The organism is Infirmifilum lucidum (assembly GCF_014876775.1).
GTDB classification, from domain to species: domain Archaea; phylum Thermoproteota; class Thermoprotei; order Thermofilales; family Thermofilaceae; genus Thermofilum; species Thermofilum lucidum.
In genome coordinates, this window is the sequence record NZ_CP062310.1 from 655,272 (window position 1) to 677,910 (window position 22,639).

Genomic DNA, 22,639 nt, shown 5'->3' on the forward strand with positions numbered 1-22,639 from the left:
CGGTGGTCGCGTGAGCGTCATAGAGAAGGTAAAAACGGGTATTCCGGGATTCGATGACCTCCTCTACGGAGGGATACCCAAGAGGAATATCGTACTACTCTCCGGGGGGCCGGGTACAGGCAAGACGATATTCTCCCAGCAGTACCTGTACTATGGGCTGGCTAACGGCGAGACAGGAGTTCTCGTGGCTCTCGAGGAGCACCCAGTTCAGATAAGGAGGAATATGGCCTCGTTCGGCTGGGACGTTCGCAGATTCGAGGAGGAGGGTAAGTTTGCAATTGTAGACGCCTTTACAGGCGGTGTAGGAGAAGCGGCTAAGAGGGAGCGTTACGTCGTTAAGAGCGTGGACGATGTCGGGGAACTGATAGATGTTGTTAGACAGGCAATTAGAGACGTTAAAGCTGATAGGGTTGTGATAGACTCTGTCTCCACACTCTACCTAACAAGGCCGGCTATGGCTCGCTCCGTTCTCATGCAACTCAAGAGAGTCCTTTCTGGTTTGGGCGCCACCTCTCTATTTGTGTCCCAGGTCAGCGTCACAGAGAGAGGGTTTGGCGGCCCAGGCGTTGAGCACGCTGTGGACGGCATTGTTAGGCTCGATCTGGACGAAATAGACGGGGAGCTTGTCAGGTCGCTTATCATCTGGAAAATGAGGGGGACGAAACACGACATGAGGAGGAGGCCCTTCGAGATAACAGATAAAGGGGTGGTGGTCTACAGCAACAAAATAGTTAAGTTAAGGGAACCTGCATACAGGATTGAAGAAGGTGGCTCTTATGAGTGAAGTCCCCCTTAAGCCCATCGGTAAGGAGGACGTGAGGAGGCTAGAGCTTTCACTCATTTTGGGGACACTGCTCAGGCCAGACGTTATCGACGCAATAAGGAACGCTGAAGATAAGCTAACTTGGCTCGACAGCCTTGTCGTGGCAGCCGGTGCTCTGGCCCGCGAGAGAGCGGGTTACTCTGTCGTGAAGATTGCCGAAGAGCTCGGCAGGACTGAGGCTACGATAAGAAACCACTTGGCGGCTAAGACTGAGGCTGGCAAGCTAGTAAAGGAAACCTATGAGAGACTACTCCAGGGCGGCGGTAAGCTCGAGATATCGCTCCCAGGCATCGCCTCGACGGGCGAAGTCGAGGCACTTAAGAAGAAGGTTGAAGAACTCGAGAAAAAGCTTGAGAGCGTCAGGAAAGCCCTTGAAGAAGTTCTCCGTTTGCTCTAACCTGCAGAAAGGACGGCCTTGTAAACATCTATTAATTTCTCTGCAGACTTGTCCCAGGTGAAAAGAGACACTACGCGATCCACGGCATTCTTCCTGATAATTTCACCGGCATCGACGTATGTCTCGAGTAAGTTCACAAGCCTCCTCTCAGCTATCTTCCCGACATACCTGTCGAGCTGGCCCTTATTCGAGGCCTCCATGAATGCCAGCATGTCGCGAAGCGCCTCGGCTAGGTCGTAGGGATCCTCAGGCTTAACGTGGAGGCCTGTACCCCTGACCCCGTGTTCCCGTATGTCTAGAACCGTCTCCTTTAAACCTCCAACTCTAGCTGCTACGACTGGACAGCCGGCAGCCATAGCTTCGACAGCCATTATTCCAAAGGGCTCCCACCTAGAGGGGGCCGCGAAAACGTCGGCAGAGATGTGCACGAGTTTGTATATTGAGGGGGCGACTCCGAACACTACGCGCACGTTTGCCGGGTACTCGCGGGATAGGTCTATCAGTATGTCTATGTAACTTTCTCCGCCCCACACTGGGAGTACTAGGAATAATACCCTCGCTTCTCCCAGATCATGGAGAAGGTACTCTATGGCCTCGGCGAGCAAGTCAAAACCCTTCTGACGCGATACCCTCCCAGTGGTTATTAAGAGGGGGCCGTCGAAGCGGAAAGGCTCTACTCTGAGGTCTTCTTTAAACGGCGGCCCTACTCTATCTACGATATACTTCCTCATCCTGTCATCTTGGAGCTGAGGCTCGCCTTGGGAAAGACCCCCTACGGCGTGGAGCAGCAAGTACTTCCTGAGACTTAACCTGTCAACACGCGTCGTGGAGAGCTTGCTGAGCCTCTCTCTGTGTACGGATAAGACCTCCCTATAAAGGGACTCGTACGTCCAATCTGTTCCATTGTAGACGTAGGCTCCACGGGCTAGTACGTCGTCACCTAGGGCTGACCTGAGGTCTTCTTCAAGGTAAGACCTGCTCACGGTCACTAGCCTGTCTGCCTCGGCGAGACCAATCTTCTCAGCAACCCCACCGGTCAACTCGTGTATTTCCTGTAGAGATGTTGTGGCGTATCGGCCGTTAATGTATGCCGTGTGGGCCCAGTCTCCGCGCAACCCTACTTCCTCGAGCATCTGGAGCTCTATCCTCTTCCTCACTAGGAGGTGGACGTGGTAGATCAGCGCGGGTTTTTGCTCATGCCCCCTGTGCTTCTTGGCAATAAGTAGCAGTAGAACCGAGTGCCAGTCGTGAAAGTGGAGTACATCTGGCTCCTCTAGCCCGAGCTCCTCCTTGTTGAGTAGCAGATAAGAAAATGCCAGGGAGAACTCGATAACCTTCCTGTCCAGCACGTCGCCCGCATATATGCGCGGGTCGTCTAGTACGCCGCCATGAACTTTAAGAAAGGTGACGCCCCTAAACGTCGTTTTCTCGAAGAGGTACCTCCTCCCGTTATAAAATGCCTCGACAGTTTCTGAGCCCAGGCTTATAGAGGGGGTGTGGGCAGGGAGAATTACTACGGGTTTTGCTCCCTTATTGGACAACGCTATAGAGAGGTTCGTTGGGACTTCAGCCAGTCCTCCCACTTTCACAAAGGGGGTTGCCTCGAACGTGAGCATCCAGACGCCTAAAGCCAACGCAGGATCACCTGTGCCTCGAAGCCCTCTCCAGGGTTAAGGGCGACGGCATGGTTAAAAGTTATTCCGAGGCCCTGTAGCTCTCTCTTCAGCCCCTTCTCGGTTCTGGATATGGTCTCGATAGGAGCAACCCAGACCTCGGCGTGCTTACTACTCTCAATAATGACTTCGGGGCCTCCTTTGGACGTGATTCTAACAGTCCTAGACCAGGGGCTCTCAAACCTCTCGTACATGCTCCTCCTATAGGCATCGTCGACAGTGTAGAATGGTACTTCATCTTCAGAGTATGAGAGCCTAGGCATTATGGACAGTTCTACAGATATTTTAGGGTCTATCAGTCTCCTCTCCATGTTCCTCCAGTAATATGAGACCTTCAATGTCCTCCCCCCATCAAGTACCTCATAGACTTTTGTCACGTGAATCCTGGCAGGCTGGCTTCTGACACTCCAGTCATGGCCTACAGTGGACAACACGACCTTCCTCTCGCCTACGTATTCCACGATGTATCTTCGTAGCGCGAGGTCACTAACGTCTACGAACGGCGTGTTATCAATCCAGTCGGAGAGCCTGGCGTCGCGCCTCCATATGTGCTCGCGGAACGAGGTGCGGCGGTGCCAGTCTGGGTTGAAGCCCTGAACCCCCTGGAGGTATTGCTCGGCGTAGCGTGACATCGTGTTTACCAGGTTGTGCTCAAGGCCTGCTGCCTTTACGTCCAGCTCAAAGAGACTCCCCCCGTCGTCAGGCTTCAGGTACACGTTCGAGAAGGGGGTCTCGACGATTATCTCGTTTTTGCCGTCGAAGTCAAAATCTACCTCCTTCACATAGTACTCCGAGCCGAGAAAGTACCCTCCCTTCTCCTCTGCTATCCTCTCAGCCCTTATCAGGTGCTCGTAGACCGCCTGCCTCAAGACTGGTATGTAGACGCCGCCGAAGAGGCCGTGCCAGAACGCATCGTTACACTGGGCGAGGTAGTAGTTCCTCCAGGCCTCCTCTGGGGCCTCTAGTCTTGAAAGCTTCTCCCTTGTGTAGAGCATCTTCTTATGCATGTTGTTAGACTCCCTGTACTTTCTAAGGAAGTTCGGAAAATACCCACCACTCCACTCCACCATCTTATCGTAGCTCCAGGGGCCGAGGTAGGCCAGACCAGAGTAGCCGTACCGCTTGAGGTACTCCGAGGGAGTGAGGGTCTGGATCACCCTCTCTTCCCTCAAATATGCGAGGAAGAGCCTGAGCCAGGGCTCGGCCTGCTCGCGGGGCCACCACTCGCCGAACTTCTCGGCGTCGCTCCCCCATAGCACGTATCTGGAGCCGTTGTGGGTCTGGAAGCCTCTTATGTAGGAGAGAACTTCTGCGTGGGGACGCCAGGGCAAAATGTACCTTATGTTCGCATCGATGAAGAAAACGCCTACTCTATGTCCGGCGTACTCTGTGGCTAGAGCCACGTGCGTATCATCTCTCCAGAGGCCAGACCTGTAGCCCACCTCGTCGTCAAGAATTACGTACTCGTAGCCCGCCCCCCGAACAACTGGTGGCAGAGTTGGATCCCATACCCTCTCGGCAAGCCAGAGGCCCCTAGGGGTTACGCCGAGCGCCTCTTCGACGAGTTCTCTGCCGCGCTTTAGCTGCTCTACTCTGTCCTCAATGGGGAGCAACGTCAGTATGCTCTCAGAGAAAGCCCCCCCAAGTATCTCGAAGTTACTCTCCCGTACTACGTCTCTCAGCCGGTTGAGGAAGTCGGGGTACTGCTCGCGCCAGTACACGAGCAGGGATCCGCTGAAGTGGAGCGTGAGCGGTAAGTCGCGGAAGTCTCCGAGTACGTCTAAGAGCATCTCGTAGCTGTTCTGCTGGATTCTCTGCATAATGCTGTGCTTCTGTCCAACCGGTTGGTGAAAGTGTAGGACGAAAATGAACGTCGACTTCACAAGGTTAAACTGCTCCAACATCCGATTTATTACTTTTCCTAAAAATCAAGCCCCGGCCGGGATTTGAACCCGGGACCTTCGGCTTTCTCGAACCCCCTGTTACTCTAAGCCTTACGAGGCCGACGCTCCACCAGTCTGAGCTACCGGGGCTGGAGAAAACACAGCACTAGACATTTATCAGCTTTTCGCTAGAATGCTCCTCGCCCTGCAGGCACGCCGACTAAACACAGCTAGCCGGTTAAAGTGAAAGTTATGCCCCGGCCGGGATTTGAACCCGGGATCTTCGGCTTTCTCTGGCTCCAGTACCTCGAGAGGCCGATATCCTCTCAGCCCTCGTGCAGGTTGACCGGGCTAGACGACCGGGGCTCCTACCTCTCTTTGTAGAGTGGGTTTATTAATCTTTTCCCAGGGTGCTTCGCGATGTCTTTGTCGCCTTAGAGTAAGGGTATTTTTATAAGGCAGGGTGGCTAGTTGTCTCGTTAATGCGTGGCGACCTGGTGTCCAGGATATGGCGAAGCTCAGGATACTTGCAGTGTCAGATGTCCACGGCAAGGAGGACATTGTTGATAGGTTCATAGACTGGACTAAAGGGGATAATATCTCTTACGACGTCGTCGTAGCAGCTGGGGACATTGGAAACCCGCAGAGGCCCGGGAGCATGTGCAGGATTCTCGGCAAGATTTTTAGGGGCTTGCAGAAGCCAGTCTACTACGTCAGGGGGAACTGGGACATAGAGGGAGACTGCAGCCTCCAGCAGGCATTCGACTTAGACTCTGTAGGTCCTATATATTTCGGCGACATAGCTCTCGTGGGCCACGGCAGGAGGGCGAACCCCTTTAGACTCGAGAGACAGGCTAGGACTGTAGTACTCGTAACCCACTACCCTCCCTTCAGCATACTGGATCGCGGGAAAGTTGTAGACAGCTACCACCACTCCCCTCATGCGGGCGTGGTTGAGATAAACTATCTCATCGACTACTATAGGCCTCGCGTCCATATTTTCGGGCATAGCCACAGTTTTGGAGGTTTGGACGTGGAGCACAACGGCACGGTGTACGTCAACGTTGCCAGGCTTGATAGGCTTCTCAAGAGCGGTGATCCTATAGGAAACTACGCACTTATCGACATCTCGAGCAGTGGGGATGTTAAAGTCGAGTGGCGCTTTATCAATGGAGTATGGAAGAGGTGTTCTGGCTGTGGGAGGGTTGTCCACATACCCGAGAAGTGGACCCTGTGCAGGAAGTGCGCGCACAAGAATGACTTGAAGTTTACTAGGGTTAGCGGGATCCCTTACAGGGCTCTACTGACATTCAGAGACATTTCGACAGATTCTACCATGGAGAGACGTGAAGTAAGAATCCCCTTTTACACGCTTAAGGACAATTTGACTCTTGAGGACTTCATAGACATTATTGTTACAAGAACATTCAAGGGCATGCTCTCTTCAGAAGAGGGCGTAAAGGTTTTCGAGATACCTAAGGACAAGTTGATAGAATTCTATGGTACCAGGACGAATGACCCGCTCACGCCATTCAGCGAGTACTTGTTCTCGTGTAACGAGAACTTACACAACCACAGACTGTGCCTCATCATGAAGATCTTCTCTATCGACAAAAAGGCGCATGTCTTCTGGAAGATAACCTCGGACAATGAGAAGTCCTACAAAATTAGCACCGAGTACATTCTCTTCAGGGAAGGCTCTATAAATCCAGGTTCACATTTACTGAGACAACTGGTGGACTCTGGGTTTAGAGCTGTCTCCTACAAGATAGAGGCGATATAGTTGTCTCTCTTGATGAAGGAGATTTACCGCAAGATAGTCCATTTGGGTTTGAGCTCTCTCCTTATATGCCCGTTCATCCTCCACCTCCCCGAACCCCTAGATATCCGCGTCTACTACTCTCTTGGGCTCTTAGCGGCAGCCCTTATCAATAGTGCAGTTGTGAGGAGATCTAAGCTTAGGGTAGAGCTTGAGAACTTTTCGAGTGAGCTACACAAGTTCGTCGACAGTTTTGGAGAGAAGACAAGGATGCCTCTCGCAGTGATTGAAGAGGCTATAGACGAGTTCCACGGCTTTATCGAGAGGCAGCTTTCGTTACTTGAGAGAGATTACGAGAAAAGAGAGGGATATGTCGGCCTACTGTACGGGATGATAGGCGCAGTCATAAGCCTCCTCGTGGATCCCTGCCACACCTTCTACGGTATCACGGCTCTCGCTGTAGTCGACACTGTAGCGTCGATCTCTAGTATGGCAATATGGCATAGGGGTAAGAGCCTGGGAGGGGAGGCTGTGGCTTTCCTCGTATATGCCTCTCTACTCGTTGTTAGCGGTAGCAGTGCCCTACAGGCCATAGTAGTGTCGCTTCTTGCGGTAGTGTCGGAATACTTCTCACCGGAAGATAACCTGACAGTCCCGGTTGTCGCAACCACTACTGCTATGTTGCTGGGCGCGCCCCCGCACTGCCCGCTCTAAAAAGTTGTTTCTCCCAGTACTTCGTCCGCTAGCCTTAAGGCTTGAGTGTTATCGCTACGTAGGCTACTACTGAGAGGACGAATATTGCCAGTATAAGGGCTGAGACCAGCCTCTTTCTCCTGTCTCTTCTCGCCGGCATTCCCACCACCCGCTATAATCGATAGTACAAGGAGAAAAAGACCTGTAATTATTAAGGTTTCCGGCGCCACGACTCTGCCAGCGGTTAAAATAGAGGGCAGGCCGGTAGAGTTGAGTAGAGAGGCGTACTTGTTCTGAGCCTCTTCAAGCTCTTTCTTCGCCCCTATGCCTACGAGAACTAGGCTCCCGTCCTTGATTACAAGGACTGTGGGGAAGGAGGTCGCGTTCACTTGGCTTGCTATCCTTACATCATCGTATCCAATAGGCCAGGTTATGTTGTTATCTAGCGAGTATCTCTTAAGTATATCGGGCGTATCAGTTTGCGAAACAGTTATGGACACAACGACTGTATCGTTCCTCTCTGAGAGCCTCTTCAGGAGAGGTATAAGGTACTTGCAGCCCGTGCACTGTGTATAGAACAACTCTATTACGAGGATCTTGTTCCAGGAAGCCTCGGCGAGGTCTAGTTGCTGTCCATTGTAGAGAGTTATGCTCCCTAGACTCACGCTCTTGCTCACCCTCCTGGAAACTAGTGTCTCGTTGCCTATGCGTGCAAGGATTTCGGCCAAGTGCGCCTCCTCGCCCGTTTTGATAAGGCTACACTCCACGCGTACTACGAGATTGTCTAGCCCTGTGCGCCACACAATTGTAGACGCATTCAGCCGACACGTATAGTTCCCCGGTGTTTCCACAATGGACATTTGGTAGCTACCGGCTTCCAGCTTTACTGTTTTAACCAGCCCCTGCTCGACACCAACAACAACAGGTGAACTAGGGGAGTCTATTCTAGAAATCTTTACCTTGAGGGAGGTCTCTCTAGGAGAAAGCAGCGTTAAGTTGAAGGTTTCCCGTTTCAGCGTTACAGTCAGGTTTCTGTTTTGTTCGAGGGAGAAGTTGAGGGACTGAGAAATGTATAGGGGTGCCTGCACTCTCAGCGAGTAATTCCCCTTTAGGAGGTCTATTGAGACTTCTCCAGACGCAGGTGTTGTTAGCTCATAAGCCTCTGATCCGCTAATACTTACTCTAGCTCCAGGTATAGGTTCCCCCCTTTCGCCTACAACCCTAACAACAAGCAGGAACCTTTTAGGCCGCTCTCTATCCATCCTGGTCTCAAATACTATTGTCGGCTGGTTAACCGTTAGCGAGAACTTGTTCTCGGAGTACCCTTGCTTGAGCACCTCAACGGTGTAATTGCCAGGCGGGACTATTAGCTTTGCCCATCCTGTAGAGTTTGTCAAAGTGCTGTAGCTACTGCCCCCAGATACTATGTTCACGTTTGCGTCACTGATTTGTGCACCGTCTCGGTCTACAACCCTAATATATACGGTGGATCTAGCCAGCGGGTAAAGGAAGACTAAATAGTTATTCCCGTACTTCGCTATGAACAGTTGCTCTGAGTTCCTGCTCTCGACAGGATCCCACGAGAGACTGGGCCAGTCTATCTGGTATCTGCCTATAAGTACTGGCGGGTTTCTATAGTCTGTGGCGTAGAGGAGCACGTCACTTACGGTAAATATCGCTATTAGGTTCTGCGAGAAAACTCTCACGCTACGTTTGGTAGGGATCGAGAAGAAGTTTGTACAGCGGAGAGAGGCATCACAGAGGCTTGTAGTACCGTCCCAGAATACTACTACGAAGTTGCTACCGAGCGGAACAATCTGGGCTATAGGTTGCATTCCCCTATCTGCGAGAATTCTAAGATCCGGCAGTGACAGAACGAAGGTTTCATGTTGCCCACCATCATCCTTAACCCGTTGCGCTACTACATACCCTGCTCCCACGGCTTTTGTTGTCAGGCCTGTCTGCAGAGAAGCCACTTTGACTACGCCGCTGGCTGTAACGCTGTAAACTTCGATTTTGTTGTCTGTGAGTTGGCACAACTCGCAGAGAGTATCTATCGTCTCTACTACGAGGTATCTCTGGTAGAAATCTAGGGAGAATATTTTGCACAGGACGTCGTTAGAGTTCACGTCTCTCTCGAAAACCCTATTCCTCCTGGAGAGATCTATAACCACGAGCCTATCGAGTTTTGCGCTCTTCACTGTGTAGACGATGTCTAGGGCGAGAAACCTTCCATCTTGGCTTAAGGACGCGCGGGATACGTAGACTTCATCGCTTTTCGCTATAGCGGAGAGCGAGTACAGGGGTTCTAAAGTGGATGAGTTTATGACAATAACTGTACCTGAAGAGTCTACTATTACTAGCGTAGATGCATTATAGAACATTCCAACAACGTCTAGCCCTATAGGTTTTATCACCCTGGAAATGGTGCTCCCAGCGTTGAAATCTATTAAAGCCAGCGAGCCGTTAGAGAAGCTTATATAGGCTTTACTCCCAGCTGGCAGGAATGCTTCCACAGGTGCCCCGAAAGACCTTATCTCATAGCTATATACCGGTGTAGAGAACATATGCTGAGCAACGTACAATGCTGCTAGCAGGAGTAGCACTAGGATTACTTGCCTTACCATACTACTCGGTCTCCTTCAAGAGTATCCTAACAGGTATCCCATTTAATGTCTGAACGACAATAGATATACCTGTTAGCTCCTCTCCGGACGACAGGGAGCTTCCCAGCTTGTATAGAATCTCTCTCACGCGGGATAGGGCCTCAAGCGACTCCCTCTGAGACTCTATCGTCTCCTCCAGCACGTTCAACTCGTCAACGGCTCTCGCGTTGACGACGACTTTTAGCCCCATATAGTCGATTTCGTTGAGCGAGGAGAGCTTCTCGCCCAGTAAGTCTTCGAGAACTCTCTCCAGCGCTTTCATACGCTCAGCTCTCACACGCACGGCTTCATACCGCTGCTCGAGTTGCTGGAGAGTGCCCTGGATGGTTGCTATCTCGGCTTCAATGTACCTCAGTAATTCATCAAAGCTATTAAACTGGTAAATGTTGTAGGACACGGCCACCCACTTTTAAAGCCTTAATATGTTTAAAAAAATTAACGTGTATTGACTCTACCCAGAGCACCCCCCGCTCACTGCTGCCACTCTCCGCCGACGTCCTTTTGAATGAAAGACTTCGAGAAATGCATGCCAGCCTACGACAACAGCTTCCACCGACTGTTAACTTCCTACTTCCCAAATCTTCTGTGCCTGGACTGGTATACCCTTATAGCGCGGAGTAGGTCTATCTTCCTGAAATCTGGCCAGTATACATCGAGAAAAACAAGTTCCGAGTAAGCTATCTGCCACAACAGGAAGTTACTTATCCTTTCCTCGCCACTTGTCCTGATAACAAGGTCTGGGTCTGGGTAAGGCTGGTCGCCCGTGTACAGGTACCTCTGGAATACTTCTTCGTCCACGTCTTCCTCTGATAGCTTGCCAGTTTTTACGTCCTTTATGAGTTGTCTCACGGCTTCAACTATCTCTCTGCGTCCGCCGTAGGCCACGGCGATGTTGAGGAACCTGTCGGAGAATCTGGATGTGTAGTTTTCCAGCTCTTTAATCTTGGACACTATAGTTTCAGGAAGCAGGCTCAAGTCTCCTATGAATTTCACGCGGACTCGCCGCTTCTCGAGCTCTCTGGAGGATTTTAGCTGCTTGATTTTCTCCTCGAGTAGACTCAGGATTTCTTCTACCTCACTCCTACTCCTCCTCTGTAGATTTTCTGTTGACAGAACGTAGAGGGTCACTGTCTTAACCCCCAAGTCATAGCACCATTTCAGCACTTCTTCGGCTCTCTCAGCCCCGTAGCGGTGCCCTAGCCACGGTGGTAGCCCTCTGTAGGTAGCCCATCTCCTATTGCCATCGAGTATGAACGCTACGTGATTTGGAATATTTCCACTCTTGACCTCTCTCTCAAGTAAGCGCTCATAGATCTTGTAGACTCCGAGTGCCCTTACAAGAGACCGCCACACTGATGCACACCACTACCTTTTTGTAAAGGTCGGCAATAATAACAGTTATGCAAGGTGTCTTTGTCCGCCGCATCGAGGACGCTAGGGATCTTGTAGAAAGCATAAAGAGCATGATCGACCACACGAATCTGAGGCCAGAGGCATCGGTGGCAGAACTAGAGAGAACCTGTAGAGAAACTTTAGAATATGGCTTCTATGCGTGCTGTATCCCTCCATTTTTCGTCGAAAAAGCCAGGCGGATTGTGGGTGAGAGAGCAAGAGTGGTAACAGTTGTAGGCTTTCCGCACGGGAACGTTCCGACCGAGGTAAAGGAGAGAGAGGTGAGAGAGGCATTTGAGAGCGGTGCAGACGAGGTCGACGCTGTTATCAACATCTCCTTACTCCGCAGTGGCATGACGTCGGAGGCCGTTGAAGAGGCAAAACGTCTCCTCGAGGTAGTAAAGGAGCATGGGGGAGTGCTCAAGGTAATAATCGAGACAGGCTTCCTGGACGCCAGTACTATTTATAACGTCTCGAGGGAACTCTCGAGGATTGGAGTTCACTTCGTCAAAACGTCTACGGGTTTCGGCCCGCGTGGGGCTACTCCAGAGGACATAATAGTTATAAGGCGCGCAGTTTCAGGGACATCGACACGCATAAAAGCCGCGGGCGGCATTAGAACCGGCCTGCAGGCGCTGTACTTCTACCTCCTTGGCGCGGACAGGATAGGGACTAGTAGTAGCACCCAGATAGTAAGCGATATTCAAAGGATTTCGACAAATAACGTATAGAAGAACAACAAGTGTGAAAAATTATTATACCACAAGTTCATTTATCCAGCTGGTCACAGGAGATGAAAGGAATAGCGTCGATCTATGGTTACGGAGTGTACATACCCGTCTACAGGATCGAGGCCAAAGAGATTGCGAGAGTACATACGAAAGGAGGGGAAAAAGCCCCCATAAGGGCCAAAAGCCTGCCGGCGCCCGATGAAGACTCCTTAACGATGGCCTATGAGGCCGCGAAAAACGCCCTGAAGAGAGCCCGTATAGACCCCTCCCTGGTCGAAGCCCTCTACATTGGCTCTGAAAGTCCACCATATGCCGTAAAGCCCTCAGCCACAGTAATAGCTGAAGCTCTAGGCTTTTCAAGGAAGCTCTACGGCATAGACATGGAGTTCGCGTGCAAGGCCGGGACGACCGCTATAATCAGCGTGGCCGCGTTAATCTCCTCCGGGGTCATCAAGTACGGCATGGGTATAGGAACAGATACCGCTCAGGGCAGGCCCGGCGACGAGCTCGAGTACACTGCCGCTGCTGGAGCGGCAGCGTACCTTCTGGGCCCCCTCTCCAAGGACTCTGTCGCCACGATCGAGCACACGTACAGTTACGTGACAGACACGCCTGACTTCTGGCGTAGAGAGGGCGAGAAGTTCCCGATGCATACGTTTAGGTTTACAGGAGACCCTGCATACTTTCACCACATCGAGAGTGCCGCAAAGGGGTTGATGGAGGAGACAGGTCTGAAGCCCAGCGACTTCAACTACGTAGTATTCCACCAGCCTAACGTCAAGTTCCCGCAGAGGATGGCACAAGTCTTGGGATTCACGCAGGAGCAACTGAAGCTCGGCCTCCTCGCCGGGGAAATAGGGAACACTTATGCGGCCGCGTCTCTTATAGGCCTGGCCAACGTACTAGACCACGCGAAGCCAGGCGAGAGGATACTCGTAGTCTCGTTCGGTAGTGGAGCAGGTTCTGACGCCATGAGCATTATTGTTGGGGACGGAATAGAGGAGAGGAGGGAGCTGGCACCCAAGGTCTCCTACTACGTCTCAAGGGCGAAGTTTGTGGATTACGCCTTTTACCTCAAGTACCGGAGGTTCATTCAAGGGGTGGTTTGAGTGGGGAGAGTCTATATCGTGGGGGCTGGTGCCACGAAAATAGGCGAGCACTGGGATCTCTCACTGCGTGAGCTGGCTGCTGATGCTTCGAGGAAAGCAATCGAGGACGCGGGCATATCGAAACGCGACATCCAGGCTATTTTTGTTGGAAACATGTCCTCCGGATACCTCCAGGGCCAGGAGCACCTGGGCTCTCTGATCGCGACGTGGCTAGGTATACCGGGTGTAGCCGCCAACAAGATCGAAGCTGCCTGTGCTAGTGGTGGCGCCGCAGTACACAACGCTTACCTGGCCGTGAAGTCGGGTATCTACGACTGCGTACTTGCCGTCGGGGTTGAAAAGCTCACGGAAGCTACAACTAGCGACGTTACAAGCGCATTGATCATGGCAGAAGACCAGGAATACGTTGCTTTCGCAGGGTTCTCGTTTGTAGCCCTAAACGCGTTAGTCTACAGGGCCTACATGAGAAAGTTTGGAGCGAAACAGGAGGATATTGCGTTGTTCGCCGTTCACGACCACAACTATGCTGCGAATAACCCCCTTGCGCAGTACCCTAGGCCTGTAACTCTCGACGAAGTGCTCAAGTCACCCCCTGTCGCGGATCCAATAAGGCTCCTCGAAAGCGCACCCCTAGGAGACGGGAGCGCCGCCCTAGTCCTGTGCTCTGAGGAAAAGGCAAGGAGGCTTGGCAAGGATGTTCTCATCGAGTTAGCTGGGAGCGGGCTGGCAACAGACATCTTAAGTCTCCACGACAGGCCTGACCTCACGACACTGGCCGCCACTGTGAAAGCCAAGGGCTCCGCCTTCAAGCAGGCCGACATAGAAGTAAAGGACGTAGACGTCCTAGAGGTTCACGACGCGTTTACGGTTCTCGGCGTGATACACCTAGAGGATCTAGGGTTCGCCCGTAAGGGAGAGGGCTGGAGACTACTCAAGGAGGGGCAACTTGAGAAGGACGGAGACATCCCGACGAACACCATGGGGGGTCTCAAGGCGCGAGGCCATCCTGTTGGAGCAACAGGGGTGTACCAGGTCTACGACCTGGTTGTTCAACTGCGTGGCGAGGCCGGCGCGAACCAGGTTCCTGACCCAGAAGTGGGTGTTGCCCAGAATGTTGGCGGCGTCGGGGGAACAGTTGTTGTTAACGTCGTGAAGAGGGTGAGGTAAGATGTCGTATATGAGGAGTGTCCCAAGGGTTTGGCGTGAGAGAATAATAAAATACAGGTTAATTGGAGGAGCGTGCAAAGACTGCGGAAAGACGTTCTACCCATACAGGAAAGCTTGCCCGGTCTGCGGCTCGGAGAACGTCGAGCAAAAGAAACTACCCGAGACCGGCGTAATCGAAACCTTCAGTGTTGTTAGGTCGCCGCCAACAGAGTTTGTCAGCCAGGCGCCGTACATCGTAGCTATAGTTAGGCTAGACGACGGCACACTTGTGCCTGCGCAAATAACAGATGTGGAGCCAGACGAAGTCCGCGAGGGGATGCGTGTAGAGGCTGTCTTCAGAAAATACAGAGAACAGGGGGAAAAAGGAATAATAGAGTATGGCATAAAGTTTAGACCAGTGGTAAGCAACGAATGAGGAAAAGACTACACGCGAAAAATTGATAGAAGTTTTTCTCAGTAACCCCGGTGTAGAGTTCACCCTGCGCCAACTCCTTTCAATGCTTTCTCTACGAGACTCTGAGGCAAAGAGGCTATTGAACGACATAAACCACGCGGCAAAGACTATCAGGAGGCGTACGAACAACAAGGCTTACCTGGCCATGCGTCCACCGATATGCCGCGACTGTGGGTACGTGTTCAAGGAGCTGGACAGCGCTTGGAGGCCGGGCAAGTGCCCACGGTGTAAGAGCGAGAGAATTACCCAGCCGAGCTTCATTCTAATTAGGCGTGATTAGAGACTTGCGTCTTGCTCTGTTCCTCTACAAGAACATTGGATATTGCCGTTAGTATCGACGTAGCCGCTATATCTGTTGCCAGGGTAATACCAGGCATGACGTCTATCACTAGGTCGGATAGACGCAATACACCTGTCGGTAGTCCTTCACGTGATCCTACCAGGACTAGTACTCTCTCGCTCCTCCTAAAAACGTTCCTGAGGACATCTCTTACTTCGCCGATGTACCTACCTCTAGTCGATGTGGCGAGTATAGGCACTCCTCTCTCACGATAGTCTCTTACAAGCTGGTAGAGGTCGAATAGAGACACGGGGGTTCGGTGAACGCTCCTCCCGTACGTCTTGACCTGTATCCTGTACCGCGACTCAATTCCCTCTAAGAGGCCTATAATGAACCTGGCGAGAGGTGATGCCTCTGTGGGGGTGTACGGCGTAACGACGAGCTCTCTAATCTCAAACGACTGGACAGACCTCCCGATGCGGACGCCGACTTTATAGGAGGCGTCCCCCTCGGCAATGTAAGGTACTTGCCCCACTACTATTCTCCTGAGGTATTTTAGAGCATCAGGCTTCCTCTCGTAGTTCTTCTTCCAGATTATTGTGCCAGGCGTAACGGAGATAAAGGCTTCTTCTCCCAGTATCTCGACCCAGAATATCTTGTCAGGGTTCTCGAGATCAACAGGACTGCCTACGAGGCCTTGTATACAGGCTCCAGCTCTAACGTTGACGTCAAGAGAGGTAAAGCTGTGACGCCCCCTCCGTTCCGTGCGCACCGCAAAACTCTCGTGGGTTTTTAGCCTCTGAGGGGCGATCTTCTTGACTGCCTCGCATATTTCGTCCAAACTGGCTTTTACGTGCTCGTGTACGGGGAGGACTCTCTCAGCCTCCACTACTCGCGAAGCAACCTTCTCGGCCAGTGTATCTGGATCACCTTCACGGCAATACGCAAGGACGAGTCCCTGAAAGCCTGCAGGTAAAGGCTCGGCGTCCAGGCCGAATTCTTCCCTTATCCTGCTCGCCGTTACCCTCTCAAGGTCGAGGTGGGTGGTCACTACTAGGCACGGCCTGCTACTCATGCTCGTACATGCTAAGCCAGTAATCAGGTGGGCTTAAAATGCTCTACTGATTACTGCAAAGAAAAAGCCATCGGTTTTGTGGAGGTGGGGGTAGAGCCTATAGCAGCCCTCGCAGGGCCTAACCAGCTCGCGCTCGAGTCTTGGAGGTAGAGTAGGCCTCAGACTTACAAAGTCTGCCTGCAACTCTCCTAGTACATCCTCGCCCTCTTCTGGCAAGACAGAACAAGTCGAGTACAGAACAGGTGCTCGTCGCCCAGAGGCCCTTAGCGCGTTCCTGAGTAGAGATGTTTGTGTCTGCTTGAGGTATTCCAGATCCTCTCTCCTCAGGCCCCACAACGAGAGCCTTAAGCCCGGATCCCTTGATATTGCGCCGCTATTAGTGCACGGAGCGTCTACGATGGCCGCGTCGAACGGCCTCGTCGAAGAAAACACCCTTCCATCAGCACATATAAGGTGGGAGCTACAGTGAGCCCTGCTCATTATCTTCTTGCAGAATGAAAGCCTCTTTTCCGAGACGTCCACGGCAACGAGCTCTACTTCTCTTGCCCTGTTACATATCAAGGAGGACTTCATACACGGCGCAGCGGCGAGGTCAACGACGAGGCCTTGAGGGCTGAGCGAGAGGAGAGCTTCTACTGCGGCCACGCTGGCCTTGTCCTGGTACACTGCCACTCCCAGAGGTAGCTCTGGTAGAGGCCCCTCGCTCGGCGCACCGACCTCTAGCAGATAGGGGAAGTCGACGTCGACTCTGGCCCTTAACCCCCTCTGCTCTAGGAATTCTCGCACGTACTCGACTCTGCCGGGATCGCTAACCCTTACCCACACGTGCCTCCGCCTAAACGACTTTAAAATCTCCTTCACTTCTTTCAACTCAGTCCTAGTGAGGAGTGTTTTTACAATTAGAGGTGGTATGCTCTCAAGGTATGCCAGGCGGAACGAGACTGGCTGCTCCTCTATCTCCATGAAAATCTGCTCGATATTGCGCGGGGATAGGATGCCTAGCAGGCTGTCGCTCAATAACCCGCCTCTGACAGCTCTGAGTTTTTTCTGGATGTCGGGAGAGTGCTGGGCTAGGTAGAAGGCTATGTAAAATGCTGCCTTCCTGCGTAGCGGAAGGCCGCTCTTGCCATACTTCTCAAGGGCGTATATAGCTGGTCCTATGTTCTCGAGCGTCCTCTTAGCTAACGTGTAGACGGCTCCCTGCTCGCCTGGCTTCAGTCTAAACTCCCCCATGGCCTCGTGGAAGGCAGAGTCTATTGACAGGGAGTGCCTGGAGATGAGTTCAAGTATCCTAGTACTTGCCCTGAAGACTAGGGGTGTTAGGCTGTCTAGTATCGTGTCTATGCCACGTGACGGGCTCATCAGAAAAACCTTTGGATGATGAGCGCAAGGTTGTAACTGGCGTAGTACGCCGTGAATACAGAGATGAAAGCCCTCTCCGCTGGGAGGCGTTTATACACTTTCAGGGTAGCTGTCAGGAGGCAAATAACCACCACCTGGATAACCCTGAACAGGAGGTTTAGGTGGAAGACGTCTAGCGGCACCAGAGCTAAGAAGCTTAGAGGCAGAGTTGAAGTGAGGAGGGTAGCTATGTAGTCGACCCCTATCCTGCGCTCGCCGCCCATTAGCCTCGAGGGAGCCTCGAGCGCCAGTATTAGTATCACCAAGCCCGCGAGAGTCAAGGCTACTCTTACGCCTAGAGTGGGTGGAGGGAAGAGCTGGTCTAAGCCGAAGCATATAAAGCTACCGTGCACCGAGGCTAGGATTACCGAGAAGAGGTACACGAACATCATGACGAATGATGGCTTTACCTCAGAGTAGAGGAATGACGCGAGGCTCTCTGGAACCAGTATGGGGGCGATATACTTCTCGAAGACGGCGTGAAAGCCCCCTCTCTCGGACATCAGCGACCTAATGCGTACTTCGTTCTCCTGTATGAATTTGTAGAGTTTAACCCCCTTATCGGTTAATACGTATTTCCTCCTGTCGTTTTTCGTGATGAAGCCCTTGAGCTTGTCGAGGTTGTAATAGAGGTTACCAGTGCTCGTGCCAACAGCAGACTTTAGTTCGCTGAACGACACTTCACCCTTCTCGCCTACGGTTCGCAGTATAGCCCTCATGTAAGGGTTGCCCATGATCATGTAGACTTGTTCTAGATCAGGATCCGGCTGTAACCCCTGCATAACCTGCAATATAGGGAGTGTGATACTGTGGTAAATATAGCTTTACACGTCAGAAGTGAGATCTAAGGGACGCTAAACCTATTATAGAGATTCGTGCTAATAGCCAGTGGGGAGATGTTGAGAATCATACCCGTAGCTGGCTTGGCTGTTACAAGTAATGCAGGCTTTGAGGAGCTCGCCAGGAGGCTCTCGACAATAGAGAACACAGGGGCCTGGGTTCAGGTAGTTTCTTCCTGGGATGTCCTCCTAGATGAGGGTGTAGGCGAAGTAGTGGATGCCTTTTACGACTACAACCTTAACTTAGCCTCCCTCAAGTTCGAGTACACTAGTGGGTTTAACGCTGATGGCTTCGAGAAGATAGCCTTAATCGCCGACGAGTCTGCCGGGAGGACGGTGATTATCGCCAAGCCGGGCTGGATCCCTGAAGAGGATTTCGAGCAGATATATGACGTAGCGGCGACTTACAAGGTTAAGGTGTTGCTAGAGCCTAGTAGCATGGAAGAGTGCAAGAGAGTATACGACTTGATTAAGCGTTTCATAGGAGGCGTTTTGGGGCTGTCGCTGACAGAGGAAGACTACCCTTCTACAGAGTACTTCACCGGAGTACTTAAGAACTACCTGCAGATTACTAAGAACTTGAATATCTCCAACTACGAAAACGGGCGACCAGCACCACTCCTCATACCCTCCGATTATAATAACCCTAAGTTGCTGCGCTTCTTACTTAAGCAAAACTTCGAGGGGTTCCTGACGCTCTTTTACGGGAAGAGCAGCGTCGATGACCTCTGGCTATTTAAACAACTCTTGACCATCAGAGAGCATCTCGCCTCTCTTGAGGAGAAAGAAGATTAAATGACTACCTCTAACACCAGCGCCCCCCGGTAGCCACAGTTCTCGCACACGTACAGAGGCGGCGTTAAGCCTAGAACCCCTATCTGCACAATCCTCACGCTCCCACACACGGGACAGACCCTTATAGCCGGCCTTCCGCCTCTCTCAACGCTCAGTTTAAAGGGCGCCCCTTCAACTGCTATTCTCTCCTCTGGGACGCCCTTCTCCACTAGGTACCTTATAGCATCATCCTTAGTGTGGAAGGGGAGCGCCGAAGTGCATATATCCCTGGACTCTTCCACAGTGAACCCTAGGAAGTTTTCAACCCAGCTCCTTGCAGAACAGTCGAACTCCAGGCAAAGCGCGTCAGCGCACCTCACAATGTTGTAGAGTGTCTCTGCTCCAGCCACAGCATTTTCACGCGGCAACCTTCATAAATTTGTGATCCTACACATGCCTGGGTGTGGGCTAGCGTGGGTGACTGGTCTCTTCGAGCCATCCTATTCATGGTCTCCCTGGCTCTCACAGTGCTCCTGGTAGTAGCCGGCTTCAGCCAAGAAATTAGCGCTGGTAGCGCTAGGCAGATATACAGCTCGACAGAACAGTACACTGAGGGGCTCGTAGTCAAGGGAGATTTCGAAGCCACGGCTCTAAACATCTTCCTCGATTTTGCCCCGCTGATGCTGGTATGCAACACCCCAGTCCTAGGGCCATTAATTGCGGGAGCAACGTCCTACTATACCGGCTATGTTTCTAAGGCGCAACTGGTAGCTACTGGTAAAGGCGGTCTCCAGGCACTGTTCTCGGATGTTGTTAGCTTGCTACAAGTCCTAGCGATATCAATTGCTTCAGCGGAGGGCATGCTTCTCTCCTACAAGCTCTTGAAACGCCAGAGGGCAGAGTTTTTAGAGACAGTTGCCGTCCTGGTATTCGAGGTAGGATTGGCCGTACTCGTAGCGTCTATATGGGCTCTGGAGGCTTCGTAATCAACGAAATTATTGCCCAATTTTAAAATATTAAAACTGTTCTATACTTGTTGAAAAACATGCTAGAAGGTTTCGGTATAAAAACTCTCGATGATGTAGACGTTAAAGGAAAAACAGTCGGCGTTAGGGTTGATTTCAATTCGCCTGTAGACCCCAAAACAGGGAGGCTCCTCGACTACACCAGGATCACGGCACACGCTGAGACAACACTACAAGAACTCGTAGACAGGGGGGCGCGCGTAGTCGTCATATCCCACCAGGGCCGTAAGGGAGACCCGGACTTCACAAGCCTGCGCGAGCACGCTGAAGTCCTGAAAAGGTACCTACGGGGGCGTGTAGTATTTGTAGACGACGTCTTTGGCGAGAAGGCTGTGAGCGCTATAGAGTCGCTCCGGGAAGGAGACGTCCTGGTGCTAGAGAATGTCAGGTACTGGGATGGCGAGACAAAGTCCGCTAGCCCGGAGGAGCACGCTAAGTCTGAGCTTGTCGCCAGGCTCGGCCCCCTAATGGATGTATACGTTGTCGACGCTTTCTCGGCTGCCCACAGGCCACACGCCTCACTCGTCGGTTTTGCTCCAGTTAAACACTTCGTTGCGGGCAGAGTTATGGAGAGGGAGCTCCGAGCCCTCTATAGGGTTCGAAACAACCCCGAGAGGCCATGCCTGTATGTGATTGGTGGCGCTAAGGCTGAGGATACGGCCGAGATAATTAGGAGTGTGTTGGGCAACAACATTGCTGACCGCGTGCTAACTGGAGGGCTAGCGGCAAACCTCCTCTTGCACAGCGCCGGCTATAACATAGGTGACGAGAATATTAGGGTTCTAGAAGAGAAAGGCTTCCTGAGCCTCGAGGGGGAGCTCAAGGAGCTCTTGTCGATTTACAGGGACAGGATAGTGCTACCAGTCGACGTGGCTGTAGAGAGGAACGGCGAGAGAGTTGAAGTCAGAGCTTCAGAGCTTCCCGCCGCAGGCCTGATAAAGGACATAGGATCACAGACCGCGAGGCTCTATTCGGAGTTAATAAGGAGCTCGAAAACTGTCGTTATGAACGGGCCTATGGGCGTCTTCGAAGATGACAGGTTTGCCCTCGGGACAAGAGCAGTATTCGAGGCGATGGCGACATCTGGGGCTTTCACTCTCATAGGTGGTGGCCACACGCTTGCAGCCGCTTCGAAGCTCGGGTACACTGGGAGGATTTCGCACGTGAGCACCGGTGGGGGTGCCTTAATAGAGTACTTGATCAAAGGGACACTCCCCGTAGTGGAGGTTCTGAAGACGTATTCGAAGTGAGCAAAAACAAATAATTGCGTGTTTTTCCTCTTAAATTGTATGAAGCCTGGCTGGTCTATTTCTCTCTACGGGGAGATTCCGCAAGGAGGGATAGCCGTAGTGGGGCTACCGGATGCAGGGCTAGTGGGGCCGATATCCACATCGCACCTCGTCAAGCAGTGGGATCTCAGGAACATTGGCTACATTGACTCGCCCAGCATACCTCCAGTCATACTCTTCCACGAAGCGTCTCCTCTACTACCAATCCGCATCTATGGCGGGTATAAGGGCAACGACTTTATCTTAGTCGTCCACTCCGACGTCGCGATACCTCCAAAGTCGATATACGGGCTTTCCTCCTTTTTGACCGCTAAACTGGTCGAGAAGGGTGTTAAGAGGGTGTTTCTGCTAGGGGGGATAGCTGTACAGGATAGGCTTAACATAGAGACTCCAAAGACCTATGCAGCCTCGATCGAGGCGGAGACACTAGACTACGCGAGAAGGATGGGCATCGAGCCGCTCAAAGAGGGGTTCATAGGGGGTGTTTACGCGCAGATACTTAAGGAGGGCTATAAGAGGGGGCTCAGTGCGCTAGCGCTACTCTCGGAGTGCTTTCTCAATTACCCAGACCCAGGCGCTTCAGCCTCGACACTTCAGGCATTCTCGAAACTAGTGGGTAAAGAAGTCGACGTCAGGCAGTTGATCGAGCAGGAGGAGGAGATACGGCTAAAACTACGCGAGTTAATGAAGAGGACTATGGAGACAATGAAAGGATCCGGGAAGGAGTACGAGTACACGATACCCGCTTTGTACGTTTAGGGGGGATGCAGATGGAGGCGTGGTTGAAGAGGCAAATCGAGGAGATGATGAGGGAGTTCCAGAAGATTCGGGAGGAGGTCGAGAGGTTCGAGGAGGAGTTCTTCCAATCCTTTACGGCGCGTGAGGAGAGAACAGTAGTGCCTCTCTACGAGGTTAGGCGCTCTTCAGATAAGATCAGGGTGTGCGCCGACCTGGCTGGCGTGAGAGACAAGGAGAATATCGATGTGCGCGTGGAGGGCCGTACATTGAAGATAGAAGCGGCATTCTCTAGGCCTTTTTCCCTAGAGGGGTTCGTGTTCCTGAGAGGGGGTGTCTCAAAGTATAGATTAGAAATCCCCCTGCCAGAGAACATTGACGTAGGCGGGATAAAGGCTACGTTTAGGAAGGGGGTGCTCGAAGTGGAGATACCCTTGAAGGTAGAGAAGTTTAGAGTAAAGGTAGAATAAGAAT

At 52.1% G+C, this 22,639-nt stretch carries 23 protein-coding genes and 2 tRNA genes; 14 read left to right on the forward strand and 11 right to left on the reverse strand.

Translation table 11 applies throughout. The annotated features are described in order from the left end of the window. Nucleotides 1–10 precede the first annotated feature (10 nt). Together IG193_RS03625 and IG193_RS03630 are read left to right on the forward strand one after the other, a co-directional pair. Complete coding sequence (locus tag IG193_RS03625; protein WP_192819531.1) at nt 11–784, forward strand: KaiC domain-containing protein; 774 nt, start codon at nt 11–13, stop codon at nt 782–784. Next, nucleotides 777–1,220, forward strand: a complete 444-nt coding sequence (locus IG193_RS03630; protein ID WP_192819532.1) for a transcriptional regulator — start codon at nt 777–779, stop codon at nt 1,218–1,220. Before IG193_RS03625 ends, IG193_RS03630 begins: the two co-directional genes overlap by 8 nt. Here the strand turns inward: IG193_RS03630 and IG193_RS03635 are convergent. The 4 genes from IG193_RS03635 to IG193_RS03650 all read right to left on the reverse strand — a co-directional run bounded on the left by IG193_RS03635 (nt 1,217) and on the right by IG193_RS03650 (nt 5,142). Continuing rightward, on the reverse strand, nt 1,217–2,854 hold the full coding sequence (locus tag IG193_RS03635) for a glycogen/starch synthase (protein ID WP_192819533.1): 1,638 nt from the start codon (nt 2,852–2,854) through the stop codon (nt 1,217–1,219). The genes IG193_RS03630 and IG193_RS03635 overlap by 4 nt on opposite strands. After that, a complete protein-coding gene (locus IG193_RS03640; protein ID WP_192819534.1) occupies nt 2,845–4,797 on the reverse strand; it encodes an alpha-amylase/4-alpha-glucanotransferase domain-containing protein in 1,953 nt (650 codons plus the stop codon). Before IG193_RS03640 ends, IG193_RS03635 begins: the two co-directional genes overlap by 10 nt. Nucleotides 4,798–4,824: 27 nt before the next feature. After that, a tRNA-Thr gene (locus IG193_RS03645) sits at nt 4,825–4,926 on the reverse strand. A 103-nt stretch (nt 4,927–5,029) separates the two neighbouring features. After that, nucleotides 5,030–5,142, reverse strand: a tRNA-Glu gene (locus tag IG193_RS03650). Between the two features lie 142 nt (nt 5,143–5,284). On the opposite strand from IG193_RS03650, the gene IG193_RS03655 reads away from it, so the two are divergent. Next, a complete protein-coding gene (locus IG193_RS03655) occupies nt 5,285–6,559 on the forward strand; it encodes a metallophosphoesterase family protein (RefSeq protein ID WP_192819535.1) in 1,275 nt (424 codons plus the stop codon). Between the two features lie 9 nt (nt 6,560–6,568). Beyond that, complete coding sequence (locus IG193_RS03660; protein ID WP_218042174.1) at nt 6,569–7,249, forward strand: diacylglycerol/polyprenol kinase family protein; 681 nt, start codon at nt 6,569–6,571, stop codon at nt 7,247–7,249. Here the strand turns inward: IG193_RS03660 and IG193_RS03665 are convergent. The 3 genes from IG193_RS03665 to uppS all read right to left on the reverse strand — a co-directional run bounded on the left by IG193_RS03665 (nt 7,246) and on the right by uppS (nt 11,247). Beyond that, nucleotides 7,246–9,855, reverse strand: coding sequence for a carboxypeptidase regulatory-like domain-containing protein (locus tag IG193_RS03665; RefSeq protein WP_192819537.1), 2,610 nt, complete (start codon nt 9,853–9,855; stop codon nt 7,246–7,248). The two genes, IG193_RS03660 and IG193_RS03665, sit on opposite strands and share 4 nt — an antisense overlap. A 1-nt stretch (nt 9,856) precedes the next feature. Next, nucleotides 9,857–10,291 (reverse strand): hypothetical protein, encoded by a 435-nt coding sequence (locus IG193_RS03670; RefSeq protein ID WP_192819538.1) that lies wholly within the window; start codon nt 10,289–10,291, stop codon nt 9,857–9,859. 170 nt (nt 10,292–10,461) lie between these two features. Next, the gene (uppS, locus tag IG193_RS03675) at nt 10,462–11,247 is read right to left on the reverse strand and encodes a polyprenyl diphosphate synthase (protein WP_192819539.1); all 786 of its coding nucleotides are present in this window, start codon (nt 11,245–11,247) and stop codon (nt 10,462–10,464) included. A 47-nt stretch (nt 11,248–11,294) separates the two neighbouring features. Between uppS and deoC the strand changes: the two genes are divergently transcribed. The 5 genes from deoC to IG193_RS03700 all read left to right on the forward strand — a co-directional run bounded on the left by deoC (nt 11,295) and on the right by IG193_RS03700 (nt 15,027). After that, nucleotides 11,295–12,017, forward strand: a complete 723-nt coding sequence (gene deoC / locus IG193_RS03680) for a deoxyribose-phosphate aldolase (protein WP_192819540.1) — start codon at nt 11,295–11,297, stop codon at nt 12,015–12,017. 62 nt (nt 12,018–12,079) lie between these two features. After that, entirely contained in the window at nt 12,080–13,126 is a 1,047-nt protein-coding gene (locus IG193_RS03685) for a hydroxymethylglutaryl-CoA synthase (RefSeq protein ID WP_192819541.1), read from the forward strand. After that, the gene (locus tag IG193_RS03690) at nt 13,127–14,293 is read left to right on the forward strand and encodes a thiolase domain-containing protein (protein WP_192819542.1); all 1,167 of its coding nucleotides are present in this window, start codon (nt 13,127–13,129) and stop codon (nt 14,291–14,293) included. Between the two features lies 1 nt (nt 14,294). Continuing rightward, the gene (locus IG193_RS03695) at nt 14,295–14,708 is read left to right on the forward strand and encodes a Zn-ribbon domain-containing OB-fold protein (protein WP_192819543.1); all 414 of its coding nucleotides are present in this window, start codon (nt 14,295–14,297) and stop codon (nt 14,706–14,708) included. Nucleotides 14,709–14,730: 22 nt separating this feature from the next. After that, nucleotides 14,731–15,027 (forward strand): transcriptional regulator, encoded by a 297-nt coding sequence (locus IG193_RS03700; RefSeq protein WP_192819544.1) that lies wholly within the window; start codon nt 14,731–14,733, stop codon nt 15,025–15,027. On the opposite strand, the gene IG193_RS03705 is transcribed toward IG193_RS03700, so the two are convergent. From IG193_RS03705 to IG193_RS03715, 3 genes are read right to left on the reverse strand one after another with little or no spacing between them, the layout of a single operon-like run. Continuing rightward, nucleotides 15,014–16,102 (reverse strand): SPOUT family RNA methylase, encoded by a 1,089-nt coding sequence (locus IG193_RS03705; protein ID WP_192819545.1) that lies wholly within the window; start codon nt 16,100–16,102, stop codon nt 15,014–15,016. The two genes, IG193_RS03700 and IG193_RS03705, sit on opposite strands and share 14 nt — an antisense overlap. 33 nt (nt 16,103–16,135) lie before the next feature. Further along, a complete protein-coding gene (locus IG193_RS03710; protein ID WP_192819546.1) occupies nt 16,136–17,464 on the reverse strand; it encodes an RsmB/NOP family class I SAM-dependent RNA methyltransferase in 1,329 nt (442 codons plus the stop codon). Then, nucleotides 17,464–18,285 (reverse strand): DUF7347 domain-containing protein, encoded by an 822-nt coding sequence (locus tag IG193_RS03715; RefSeq protein WP_192819547.1) that lies wholly within the window; start codon nt 18,283–18,285, stop codon nt 17,464–17,466. Before IG193_RS03715 ends, IG193_RS03710 begins: the two co-directional genes overlap by 1 nt. 114 nt (nt 18,286–18,399) lie before the next feature. Here IG193_RS03715 and IG193_RS03720 point away from each other — a divergent pair, with 114 nt between their 5' ends. Next, nucleotides 18,400–19,137, forward strand: coding sequence for a hypothetical protein (locus tag IG193_RS03720; RefSeq protein WP_192819548.1), 738 nt, complete (start codon nt 18,400–18,402; stop codon nt 19,135–19,137). On the opposite strand, the gene IG193_RS03725 is transcribed toward IG193_RS03720, so the two are convergent. Further along, nucleotides 19,134–19,526, reverse strand: coding sequence for a hypothetical protein (locus tag IG193_RS03725; RefSeq protein WP_192819549.1), 393 nt, complete (start codon nt 19,524–19,526; stop codon nt 19,134–19,136). The genes IG193_RS03720 and IG193_RS03725 overlap by 4 nt on opposite strands. A 63-nt stretch (nt 19,527–19,589) precedes the next feature. Here IG193_RS03725 and IG193_RS03730 point away from each other — a divergent pair, with 63 nt between their 5' ends. From IG193_RS03730 to IG193_RS03745, 4 genes are read left to right on the forward strand one after another with little or no spacing between them, the layout of a single operon-like run. After that, entirely contained in the window at nt 19,590–20,102 is a 513-nt protein-coding gene (locus IG193_RS03730; protein WP_192819550.1) for a hypothetical protein, read from the forward strand. Nucleotides 20,103–20,161: 59 nt separating this feature from the next. Next, a complete protein-coding gene (locus IG193_RS03735) occupies nt 20,162–21,391 on the forward strand; it encodes a phosphoglycerate kinase (protein ID WP_192819551.1) in 1,230 nt (409 codons plus the stop codon). A 39-nt stretch (nt 21,392–21,430) separates the two neighbouring features. After that, nucleotides 21,431–22,189: a proteasome assembly chaperone family protein gene (locus IG193_RS03740; RefSeq protein WP_192819552.1), complete on the forward strand. Its 759-nt coding sequence runs from the start codon at nt 21,431–21,433 to the stop codon at nt 22,187–22,189. An 11-nt stretch (nt 22,190–22,200) separates the two neighbouring features. Further along, nucleotides 22,201–22,635 carry an Hsp20/alpha crystallin family protein gene (locus IG193_RS03745; protein ID WP_192819553.1) on the forward strand — a complete coding sequence of 145 codons (435 nt, stop codon included), beginning with the start codon at nt 22,201–22,203 and terminating at the stop codon, nt 22,633–22,635. Nucleotides 22,636–22,639: the final 4 nt, after the last annotated feature.